This window comes from Curtobacterium sp. MCLR17_055 (genome assembly GCF_003234305.1).
GTDB lineage: Bacteria > Actinomycetota > Actinomycetes > Actinomycetales > Microbacteriaceae > Curtobacterium > Curtobacterium flaccumfaciens.
On the sequence record NZ_QKSX01000011.1, the window covers coordinates 91,534 to 102,314 of the forward strand.

Annotated in this window: 11 protein-coding genes; 4 read left to right on the plus strand and 7 right to left on the minus strand. The window is 72.5% G+C overall.

The features are described from left to right. The first annotated feature begins 107 nt into the window (after positions 1-107). Positions 108-1,253, plus strand: a complete 1,146-nt coding sequence (locus DEJ09_RS11250; protein WP_111088686.1) for an NAD(P)-binding domain-containing protein — start codon at positions 108-110, stop codon at positions 1,251-1,253. A gap of 127 nt (positions 1,254-1,380) precedes the next feature. On the opposite strand, the gene DEJ09_RS11255 is transcribed toward DEJ09_RS11250, so the two are convergent. The 4 genes from DEJ09_RS11255 to DEJ09_RS11270 form a co-directional block, all read right to left on the minus strand. Then, entirely contained in the window at positions 1,381-1,821 is a 441-nt protein-coding gene (locus DEJ09_RS11255) for a DoxX family protein (RefSeq protein WP_111088688.1), read from the minus strand. Between the two features lie 120 nt (positions 1,822-1,941). After that, positions 1,942-2,217, minus strand: a complete 276-nt coding sequence (locus DEJ09_RS11260) for a DUF3072 domain-containing protein (protein ID WP_111088690.1) — start codon at positions 2,215-2,217, stop codon at positions 1,942-1,944. 98 nt (positions 2,218-2,315) lie between these two features. Further along, entirely contained in the window at positions 2,316-3,071 is a 756-nt protein-coding gene (locus tag DEJ09_RS11265; RefSeq protein WP_111088692.1) for a hypothetical protein, read from the minus strand. 11 nt (positions 3,072-3,082) lie between these two features. Then, entirely contained in the window at positions 3,083-5,329 is a 2,247-nt protein-coding gene (locus DEJ09_RS11270; protein WP_110864325.1) for an APC family permease, read from the minus strand. A 130-nt stretch (positions 5,330-5,459) separates the two neighbouring features. Here DEJ09_RS11270 and DEJ09_RS11275 point away from each other — a divergent pair, with 130 nt between their 5' ends. Then, positions 5,460-5,912 carry a MerR family transcriptional regulator gene (locus tag DEJ09_RS11275; RefSeq protein WP_111088694.1) on the plus strand — a complete coding sequence of 151 codons (453 nt, stop codon included), beginning with the start codon at positions 5,460-5,462 and terminating at the stop codon, positions 5,910-5,912. A 140-nt stretch (positions 5,913-6,052) separates the two neighbouring features. On the opposite strand, the gene DEJ09_RS11280 is transcribed toward DEJ09_RS11275, so the two are convergent. From DEJ09_RS11280 to DEJ09_RS11290, 3 genes are all read right to left on the minus strand, one after another. Further along, positions 6,053-6,634 carry a PadR family transcriptional regulator gene (locus DEJ09_RS11280; RefSeq protein ID WP_071405831.1) on the minus strand — a complete coding sequence of 194 codons (582 nt, stop codon included), beginning with the start codon at positions 6,632-6,634 and terminating at the stop codon, positions 6,053-6,055. Continuing rightward, entirely contained in the window at positions 6,631-7,491 is an 861-nt protein-coding gene (locus tag DEJ09_RS11285; protein WP_111029828.1) for a DUF4097 family beta strand repeat-containing protein, read from the minus strand. The genes DEJ09_RS11280 and DEJ09_RS11285 overlap by 4 nt, the downstream gene beginning before the upstream one ends. A 165-nt stretch (positions 7,492-7,656) precedes the next feature. Further along, positions 7,657-8,340 (minus strand): YitT family protein, encoded by a 684-nt coding sequence (locus DEJ09_RS11290; RefSeq protein WP_220034933.1) that lies wholly within the window; start codon positions 8,338-8,340, stop codon positions 7,657-7,659. Between the two features lie 61 nt (positions 8,341-8,401). On the opposite strand from DEJ09_RS11290, the gene DEJ09_RS11295 reads away from it, so the two are divergent. Continuing rightward, a complete protein-coding gene (locus DEJ09_RS11295; protein ID WP_258373876.1) occupies positions 8,402-9,853 on the plus strand; it encodes a PLP-dependent aminotransferase family protein in 1,452 nt (483 codons plus the stop codon). A gap of 161 nt (positions 9,854-10,014) precedes the next feature. Next, positions 10,015-10,692 carry a DUF6518 family protein gene (locus DEJ09_RS11300; protein WP_111088696.1) on the plus strand — a complete coding sequence of 226 codons (678 nt, stop codon included), beginning with the start codon at positions 10,015-10,017 and terminating at the stop codon, positions 10,690-10,692. Positions 10,693-10,781: the final 89 nt, after the last annotated feature.

Consider the following 10,781-nt stretch of genomic DNA (forward strand, 5'->3'; position numbering starts at 1 on the left):
CACTCGGGGAACCAGACGGTTCGTGGTTTGAAATCTGCCGATCACTCTACCATGTACCTCGATCTGGACGTCGCGCGACGGCTGGCCCGCACAGCAGAATCGAAGTGATGACGGAACCCCTCGAGACCCCGGTCGACCAGCACGCCCGCGTGGTGGTGATCGGTGCGGGGCAGGCGGGGCTCTCGGTGGGATACCACCTGCGTCGCCTCGGGCTCGTCCCCGGCAGCGACCTGGTGATCCTCGACCGTGCGCCGAGCACCGGTGGGGCGTGGCAGTTCCGGTGGGCGGCCCTGCGGCTCGGGGCGGCACACCGGGTGCACGACCTGCCCGGCATGCGCGCGATGGGCCTGGAGTTCGACGACGCCGACCGGTCACGGCCCGCGCGGGACGTCGTCGGCGAGTACTACCGGCGGTTCGAGCAGCACTACGACCTGCGGGTGCGGCGCCCGGTCACGGTGACGTCCGTCTCGCGAATCGGCGGCGGCGACGGCGTGGCGGGCGACGCCCCGGCGGACGGCGACCTGTGCGTCACGACCCGGAGCGCCGACGGCACCGTCACGCGCATCCGTGCCGAGGTCGTGGTGAACGCATCCGGTACGTGGGGCACCCCGTTCGTGCCGTGGTACCCGGGGCGCGATGTGTTCCGCGGACGCCAGGTCGACACGACCGAGTACCGCAGCGCCTCTGAGTTCGCCCGCCAGGACGTCGTGGTGGTGGGCGGTGGGACGAGCGCGATCGGGTTCCTGCTCGAACTCGACGGCGTCGCCCGTTCGACGCGGTGGTTCACCCGGCGCCCGATGGTCTGGGCCGGGACGGCGTCGCTCGACGTCGAGTCCGCCGTGGCCGCCGTCGACGAACAGGACCGTGCTGCCCGCGCCGGCGAGGTCCTGCCGAGCATCGTCAGCGGCACCGGGGTCCCGGTGTCGCGACGGATCCGCGCCGGCATCGACCGCGGTGTGCTGCGCGACGAGCCGATGTTCACCCGGATGGACGAGACCGGGGTGGTGCGGGCAGACGGCACCCACGTACACGCCGACGCGGTGATCTGGGCGACGGGGTTCCGGGCCGACCTGCGGCACCTCGCGCCGCTGCACCTGCGGACCACGGCGGGCGGGGTGGTGGTCGAGGACGGCCGGTCGGCCGAGGAGCCGCGCTTGTTCCTGGCCGGCTACGGTCCCCAGGCATCGACCATCGGTGCGAACCGGGCCGGCCGACGCATCGCCCGCCAGGTCATGGACGCGCTGGCGGGCTGAACGGCACTGCAGCCCCTCGCACGGTGCGAGGGGCAGCGTGAACGGTGCGAGGTTCCGTTCCCGGTGCGGGCCTCGTGAGCTCTCACCGGGAACGGAACCTCGCACCAGACGAAACCGGGACGCGCGCTCAGGCAGGGAGGGGCTTCTCGACGCCACGACGACGGCGCGACGACTTGAGCACCAGGGCGTCGAGCGAGAACCGCCCGGGCCCGGTCAGCGCCACGGCGAGGGACGCCACCGCGAGGACGAGCACGTACTCGAACCCGCCGTCCTGCGAGTAGAAGCCCGCGGTGCCGTGGGCCAGGAACCCGGCGACGACCATGTCGACGGCCAGCAGCACGCCGACGACGCGGGTCGCGACGCCGAGCACGAGCAGGACGCCGCCGACGAGCTCGAGGCCGGCGACGAGGGGTGCTGCGACCTCGGCGAGGGGGACGCCCATGCCCGAGAAGCCCTGCACCACGTTGGGGATGCCCTGGGCGAACTTCTGGGCGCCGTGGGCGATGAACACCACCCCGAGGACGATGCGGAGCGCGGTCAGGCCGATGGAGGTCGATGTCGTTCGCATGGCCACGAAGGTAGCCGGTGACGCGTCATCGATCGTCCTCGAACAGGGGACTGACCGCGCTTCGCCAGAACATGCCCAGAGCATGCCCAGACAGCGGTCCGCCGAAGGGCGGACTGCTTCTCAGGAATCGGCGCCGCGGCCGGTCTGCTGCTGGAGGCGGTCGATGTGCTCCGACGCCTGCGCCTTGGTGAGGTCGGCGGGGAGCTCCTCGCCGGCTTCACGGGCCAGAGTGTCGAGGTAGCTGCGCTGCGGTCCGGTCATCGGCTCGTCGCCGGTGACCCACTGCTCAGGGTCCTTGCTCGCGTCGGTGGAGGGGTCGGGTCGGGGGCCGCCGAGGGTTTCGCCCTGGATCGGTGCGTCCTGGGTCTGCTGCTGGTCGCGGTCTGCGTCACTCATGTCCGCGACGGTACGCCGCACCCCCGTCACGACACGCAGCAGCGGCGTCCCCCGAAGCGGCCCAGCGGCACAACGGCACCCATCCGCACCGAAGCGGCTCACACGGCCGTCGCCGCGTACCGCACCAGGTCGGGCCCGACGGCACTCGTGGCGATCGGCACGACGCGGTCGTCCCGCCGGATCCAGATGGTCGCCGCACGCTCGTCGATCCGGTCGACCTCGTGCAGCTCGCCGTCGAGCAGCGCCGACGCAGTGACCCGGACGTGCCCGCTCGCCGGACGTGGCGGCAACCCGACGACGTCGTCACCGTACGCCGGGTGCTCGCCGGGCTGCAGGAACGGGGACACCGGGGCCGTGACGACCTCGAGTCCCTCGTCGACCGCGGTCACCGCCACCAGGCGGACGGCCTGGTCGGTCGGCAGCGGCACGTCGACGACGGGCTCGGCGGTGGGGCCGGCCAGTGCGCGGAAGGCGGGGCGACCGTCGGGGGCGAGGTGGGCCTCCAGGCCGTCGATCCGGACGCGACCGCGCCCACGGGAGTCGGCGTAGACGCCGGGCTCGATGCCGGACTGCCGCGCCTCGAGCCGGGTGAGGACGACGCGGTCCGGGCGGTACCAGTCGCGGAGCGCGGCCGGGTCCACCCACCCGACGCTCGGGACGCCGCGGGAGAGCGCGGCGGACTCGTCGGCGGCGCGCTCGTCGCGCGCGCCGAGGGGGTGCTCGCCGCGCACGGCGACGAGTCCTTCGAGCGGGCTGCCGGCCGGCGGCTCGTGGTCGAGCACCTCGACGCGCTTCGAGACCTTGCCGCCGTGTCCGTCGAACGTGGCGAACGTCCGCAGGTCACTGATGGTCATGGGGCCACATGCTACGACTCGTCGGCTCCCCGTCGCGGCGGGGAGGGCACGAGGGCGTGGATCTCGCCCGTGCAGAGCGCGGGGTCGACGCCCTCGGCGGGGCCGGCCGGTCGGGTCGCGCGGCGCGGCTGGATGCTGTTGCGCTCGGCGGACCGGAGCAGGCGGTCCTCGGCCGAAGCCGAGGCCGCGGCCTCGGCCGACGAACCGGGCTGCGCGGGGCGGCGGAGCGGGGGCCGGACGGGCTCGCCGCGGCGTTCCTGGCCGGGCAGCGGGCGGGATCGGCGGCCGTAGAGCAGCTCGGACGAGTCGAGCAGCCACGGCACCAGGGCCACGGTGACGCCGTGCACGAGCAGCAGCTTCTTGCGGATGCGGCGGCCGCGGTGGTTGTGGAGCAGGCCCTCCCACCAGTGCCCGACGATGAAGATCGGGGTGTAGACGGTGACGACCTCGGAGCCGTGCTCGTTCCGGTGCGCCTTGATGTACTTGATCAGGGGCATCGAGATGTCGCGGTACGGGCTCGGCACGATCGTCAGCGGCACCTGGATGCCGTACTCCGCCCACTGGTCGCGCAGGCGCTGGGACTCGGCGTCGTCGATCGCGACGTGCACCGCCTCGATGCTCGCGTGCTCGGCGGCGACCGCGTAGTCGAGCGCCTTGAGCACGGGCTTCTGCAGCTTGTTCACCAGGACGATCGCGTGGTCGCCGGTGGCGCCGAACTTCGTCTCGACGTCGGCCTCGATCTCGTGCGAGACGTCGCGGTAGTAGCGGTTCACGCCGAGCATGAGCACGTACAGCACCGGCATGATCAGGAACACGAGCCAGGCACCGTGGGTGAACTTCGTGATCGTGACGATGACGAGCACCACGAGGGTGAAGGTGGCGCCGATCGCGTTGATCGTGCGGGAGCGGACGACCTGCCCGCGGTTCACGGGTGGCTCGCCGTCTGCGGTGGGCGCCCCGTTCCGGTCCCGATCGGCCCGCAGCAGCCGTGTCCAGTGCACGACCATGCCCGTCTGTCCGAGCGTGAACGACACGAAGACACCGATGATGTAGAGCTGGATGAGGCTCGTGACGTTCGCCCGGTAGACCACGAGCAGCGCCGCGGCGACGAGGGCCAGGACGATGACGCCGTTCGAGTAGATGAGCCGGTCGCCGCGGGTCGAGAGCGCCTTCGGGGCGTAGGAGTCGCGGGCCAGGATCGAGCCGAGCAACGGGAACCCGTTGAAGGCCGTGTTCGCCGCGAGGAGCAGGACCGCCGCCGTGGTCGCCTGGATCACGAAGAACAGCACGGAGTTGTTGCCGAACGTCGCGGCCGCGATCTGCGCGATGAGCGAGCGCTGCGGCGTGGTCGCACAGTTCGCGAAGCCCTGCAGGTCGCAGGCGCGCTCGGCGTAGTGCACGTGCGACACGAGCGCCAGGGTGATGAGCCCGATGAACAGGACGATCGCGATGCCGCCCATCGCGACCAGGGTGGCCTGCGCGTTCTTGATCTTCGGCCGGCGGAACGCCTGCACGCCGTTCGCGATGGCCTCGACGCCGGTCAGGGCCGAGCAGCCCGAGGCGAAGGCGCGGAGGAGCAGCAGGATGAACGCCGCCTGCGTGGTGTGCTCGACGTTCTGCACGGTGTACGCCGCGGACTCGGCGACCGGGGCGTTGCCGGCGGCGACCCGGACGAGCCCGGTGACGACCATCACGAAGACGCTCGCCACGAACAGGTAGGTCGGGATCGCGAAGGCCTTGCTCGACTCCCGCACACCCCGCAGGTTGGCGGCGGCGAGCAGCACGACGAACAGCAGGGCGAGCTCGACGCGGAAGTGGTCGAGCATCGGGAGCGCCGAGATGATGTTGTCGACACCGGAGGCGACCGACACGGCCACCGTCATCACGTAGTCGACGAGCAGTGCACTCGCGACGACCAGCCCGGCCTTCTCACCGAGGTTCCGGTGCGCCACCTCGTAGTCGCCACCACCGGACGGGTACGCCTTGATGAGCTGCCGGTACGAGGCGACGACGACCACGAGCAGCAGCACGACGAGTGCGGCGACCCACGGCGCGAACGTCAGGAAGGCCATGCCGCCGAGCAGCAGGATCATCAGCAGTTCCTGCGGCGCGTACGCGACAGAGGACAGTGGGTCACTCGCGAAGATCGGCAGGGCCAGGTGCTTCGGGAGGAGCTGTCCTTCGAGCTTCTCAGAGGGGAGGGGATCCCCGATCAGTCGTGCTTTCAACGACCGGATCTCGTTCGTCACGAGCGGCAAACCTACTCAGTTCCGGGCGCGAGTCAACACGGTTCGCCTGCCGCACATTCCCGGTCGGCTGCGGGCGCGCCACCCTGGGTGTCGCACACCCCTTGCGGTTGACGCAGCGTCAAGCATTACAGTTGCCAGCATGAGCGCATCGACAGGCCCGGGTGATGCAGCTGCGAAAGCTCCCCACGCCATCACCGAGGTGGCGCGTTCCGCCGGTGTCTCGAGTCGGACCCTTCGGCACTACGAGGCCGTCGGACTGCTGCCGGCCACCGCCGTCGGCGCGGGTGGGCTGCGGCGCTACGACGACCGTGCGCTCGTCCGGCTGCAGCGCATCCTGCTGCTGCGCGGGCTCGGACTCGGGCTGCCGGAGATCGCGCGACGGCTCGACGACGAGGGCGATGACGTCGCTGCGCTCACGGCCCACCTGACGTGGCTCGAGCACGAACGGGACCGGCTGGCCCGGCAGCTGGCCGCGGTCCGCACCACCGTGGCGCGCGTCGAGCACGGGGAGGACCTGACGGCAGGCGAGGCGTTCGCCGGCTTCCCGCCGACGCGTCTTCCGGCCGCCGATCTGCCGGGTGCAGGGCGCTGAGGAACCAGGTTCCGGACACCACACTGCGTATCTGCACGGTGCTGTGTCCGGAACCTGGTTCCGGGGGTGACGTCGGGCGCGACACGGTGCGGACGACGGCCGGGAGGCCCTGGTCGCCACCGCCTGTCGGCCGCGGGCCGTCAGAGCGACTTGCGCAGGGCCTCCAGGCCGTCACGCAGACGCGTCACGGTGTCCGCACCGAGCGTGCCGCGGGTCGCCCGCCGGCGCAGGTCCGCACGCACCTGCTGCCGGAACGACGACAGGGCCATCTCGAGCTCGCGCAGGGCGCGGGCACTGTCCGACGGGACGGACACGGGCTCCTCGGCGGAACCGGTCGCCGGGCTCTCGGCGGCTGCGGCCAGGTCGGCACGGAGCGAGCGCATGGCCTCGCCGACCGAGGCGCGCACGCCGTCGGCCAACGACTTCACCGAGTCGCTGACGCCGGACTCGACCGTGGCGATCTCGTCGGCACGTGCCGCGAGCTCGGCACGGCCGGCGTCCGTGATCGCGTAGACGGTCTTGCGGCCGTCGGCGGTCTTCGTGACCAGGCCGTCGTCCTCGAGCTTCGCGAGCCGGGGGTAGACCGTGCCGGCGCTCGGCACGTAGGTGCCGCCGAAGCGGTCGCCGAGTGCCTGGATGAGCTCGTAGCCGTGCATGGGGTGGTCGGCCAGCAGGACGAGCAGGTAGAGGCGCAGGTGGCCGTGTGCGAAGACGGGGCTCATTCGGGCACCTCGCTCTCGTTCGTCGGGGTGGTCGGCGTCGTCGGGGGCGTCGGCTCGGCGACCGGCGGGGCGTGCAGCACCGCGATGTCGCCGGAGACGGAGTTCACCCGCAGGTCGAGCCACTGACCGGACAGTTCGCCGCCCTGCTTGACGTACGAACCGCGCACCCCGCGGATCTCGGCGTCGTCGAACTGCAGCTTGCCGGTCGCGGTGTTCACCGTGCACTTGTAGGCGACGCCGTCCGCCAGGCGGACGCTCACCGACCCGGACACCGTGTTGACGCGGGCGGACTCGGGGACCCCGTGCAGGTCGAGCACGACGTCGGCCGAGACGCCATCGGCCTGGAACCGCGGGATCTCGCCGGTGGCCACGACGTCGCCGGAGACGGTGTGCACCGCGAGCGCGCCGTCGAGGTCGCGGATCGTGGTGGCGCCCGAGACGGCGTTGACCGTGACGTCACCCGCGACGCCGTCGACGACCAGGTCGCCGGACACCGTGTTGAGCGTGGCACCGCGGTTCGTGCCGGACAGCAGCGCACCGGCCGAGACGACACCGAGCGTGATGCCGGCGTCGCGGGGGACCAGGATGCTGACGTCGGCGTGGGCCTTGCCGCGGAAGGACTTCAGGAACCCGATGGGGTCGTCCCATCGGACCTGGGGGTGGTCGACGGTGAGGGTGTCACCGTCGACCTCGATGAGCATCTGCTTGCCGGACACGCTGTGGATCTCGACCCGGGCCGTGGGTTCGTCGTGCGCGACGACGTCCACCTGCCCGCCGACGAGGCCGACACGCACGGTGCGCACGATGCCGGTGTCGATGACCTTGGGCTCGTCGACGAGCCACTTCTCCTGCGCCATGTTGCCTCCTGGAACTCGCGATGTATCGCGTCTGGAGGTCACGCTATATCGCGTTGCACCGAGCCGCAAGGGGTCGCACGCGATCGCCGGGCGATCGCCGGGCGATCGCCGGGCGATCGTGAGCAGGAACGGTCGGGTGGGGGCCGTGGGCCCGACCGTTCCTGCTCACGAAGCGGGCGTGGCGGGGGTGGGGTGGGCCTCCAGGGTGGATTTGGCGACGTTCGCTTCGGACGCTGCGGCCGTGCGCTCGGGGCTCCACGGGAACCGGCGGAAGTAGGGCATGAGCGGCTGGACCATCGGGCCGATCGCGAACGCCGCGATCACGGTGCCCGCGCCGACGTCCCCGCCGAGGATCCACCCGACGATCACGACGGTGACCTCGACCAGGGTCCGGGCGAGCCAGATCGGCCAGCCGAGCCGCTGGTGCAACCCGACCATCAGGCCGTCCCGCGCCCCGGTGCCGAACCCCGCACCGATGTAGAACGCCGTCGCGACCGCGAGCAGCACGAGTCCCGCGGCGAACAGCCCGATCCGGGCGACGATCCCCGACGGCTCCGGCACCAGCCAGAGCACCAGGTCGGCACTCGGCCCGATCGCCAGGGCGTTCAGCAGCGTCCCGATGCCCGGCTTCTGGCGGAGCGGGATCCACAGCAACAGGATGACGCCGCTCGACACCACCGTGATGACGCCGAACGACCACGGCACGACGTTCTCGAGCCCCTGGGTCAGCACCGTCCACGAGCTCACACCGACCACCGCGCGGACCTGCAGTGCGGTCGAGGCGCCGTAGAGGAACAGTCCGACGAAGAGCTGGACGAAGCGCAGGGTGAGGGCGGTGCGACGGGGCATGTAGCCATCGTCCCGACAGATTGGCCTGCTGGTCGAGAGCCAATCGCGCTACCGTGGACCCGTGCCCCCGGTCCTGATCAGTGCCCGTGCCGCCTCCCACCTGCTGACCGACTGGCGCGCCGGGACCGACGCCCCGGCCTACGAGGCGCTCGCCGATGCCCTGCGGGTCCTCGTCATCGACGGACGGGTCGCCCAGGGCGCCCGGCTGCCGGCCGAGCGTGGACTGGCCGCAGCCCTCGGCGTCTCGCGCACCACCGTCGCGAACGCCTACGCCCGCCTGCGCTCCGACGGGTTCCTGGTGTCCGTCCGTGGCTCCGGCAGCGTGGTCCACCTGCCCCGTGACCTGGTCGGCCGGCCCGACCCCGAACGCCTGGGCGGAGTCGTCGAGGGGGATCTGCTCGACCTGCGCAAGGCGGCCCTGCACGCGGCCCCCGGCATCGACGAGGCGGTCGAGCGGGCGGTCCGGCACGTGCCCGCGGCGCTCGCCGGGATCGGCTACGACACCGTCGGCGACCCCGGCCTGCGCGCCGCGATCGCCGCGCGCTACACCGAGCGCGGACTGCCGACGGAGCCCGCCCAGGTCATCGTCACCCTCGGCGCGCAGCACGCGATCGCCTTGCTCGCGCGCGTGCTCGTCCGCCGTGGCGACGCCGTGCTCGTCGAGTCCCCGACCTACCCGCACGCGCACGAGGCCTTCCGCGAGGCCGGCGGCCGCCTGGTCGGCGTCCCCGTCGACGCGCGGACCGGGTGGGACGACGCCGCGCTCGAGACGACGCTGCGTCGCACCGCGCCCTCCGTCGCGTACGTCATGCCCGAGCTCCACAACCCGACCGGTGCGACCATGTCCGCGTCGACCCGCCGGCTCCTGCTGTCGGTCGCGTCCTCGGTCGGCACGATCGTGATCGCCGACGAGACGATGGGGGAGCTGCGGATCGACGGGGAGCCGTCGCCGCCGTTGGCGGCGGCGGACCCGTCGGGGTCGTCGGTCGTGATGATCGGTTCCGCCGCCAAGGTCTTCTGGGGCGGCCTGCGGATCGGCTGGATCCGTGCCGACCCGGCGCTGCTGCAGCGGCTGTTGCTGGCCCGCCCGACGGGCGACCTCGGCACCCCTGTGCTCGACCAGCTGGTCGTGCGCGAGCTGGTCCCGCGCACGGCGGCCTTCCTGGAGGCGCGACGTGCGTCCCTGCGCGAAGGTCGCGACGCGGTCGTGGGGGCGCTCCGGGCGCGGCTCCCCGAGTGGGACGTCCCGGCACCGGCGGGCGGGTTGACGACGTGGGTGGGGCTCGGCCGACCGGTGTCGAGCGCGCTCGTGCTCGCCGCACGGGCCGAGGGTGTGGTGCTGGCCTCGGGCGGGGTGTTCGGGCCGGACGGTGGGTTCGAGCGGTTCCTGCGGGTGCCGTTCACGATGGCGCCGGCCGATCGGGGGCGGTTGGTGGACGTGCTGTCGCGGTCGTGGGAACGGGTGGGCGGCGAGACGAGCGGCGTGCGGGGGTCGTTGGCGGCGGTGGTCTGAGCGGTGCGTCGTCCGGGGGTCGGCGTTGTCCGCCGGGCTCGGTGTCTTGCGGGACTCGGTGTCTTGCGGGGCTCGGTGTCATCCTCTGGGGTGAGGTCGGGTCGGGGGTTCTCGCTCCTCGGGGTGATGCGGCTCCGGCGGGGTCCGGCGAGGCTGGTGCCATGAACGCGACCCTGTCCGCCGGAACCCGCTCCGCTGTGCCGACGCCCGTCGAGCCGCCCGCGGCAGTCCCCGCCGTGGTGCGGGTCACCATCGCGCTCAGCGGGGCGTTCCTGGCGGGCGTCCTGACCTCGTTCGGGCAGGCCGTGCCCGCGCTCGCCTCCGTGTCCAACTCGGCCGGACCGTGGTTCCTCGTCGCCGCGCTGCTGTGCCTGGTGGCCGGAGCACGAGGGGGCCGGGTCGCCCTGCCGCTGGCGATGGTGCTCGGCGTCGTGCTCCTCGAGCTCATGCACGTCGGGTACTGGGCCACGACGGTCCTGCGCGGGTTCCCCGACGTGCTGTCGATCACGAACCCCTGGGTGCTGCTCGGGGTGCCGGCCGGGCTGCTGGCCGGAGCGGTCGCCGTGGCGGTGCGGGCCCGCGACGCCCGATGGCGCGCGGGGGCGTTCGGTGTGACGGCCGCGGTGCTCGTCGGCGAGGGGATCCGCGGGCTGCTGGAGGTCGCCGCGACGACGGGGCACGTCACCTGGGCCGTCGAGATCGTCGTCGGGGTGGTGCTCCTCCTCGGCATCGGGGTCCTCGGCACCCGCTCACCCGTCGGGCGCGTGGTGGCGCTCGGCACCGGGGTGGTCGGCACGGTGGCGGTGCTCGGGGCGTACCTGTTGCTGGGCGGGTTCTGATCCTGCAGTCCTGATCCGACGGCGGGTCCTCGCCGCTCCGTCCTGATCCGACGGCGGGTTCTGGCTGCCAGCCGAACGTTCGTCGGTCG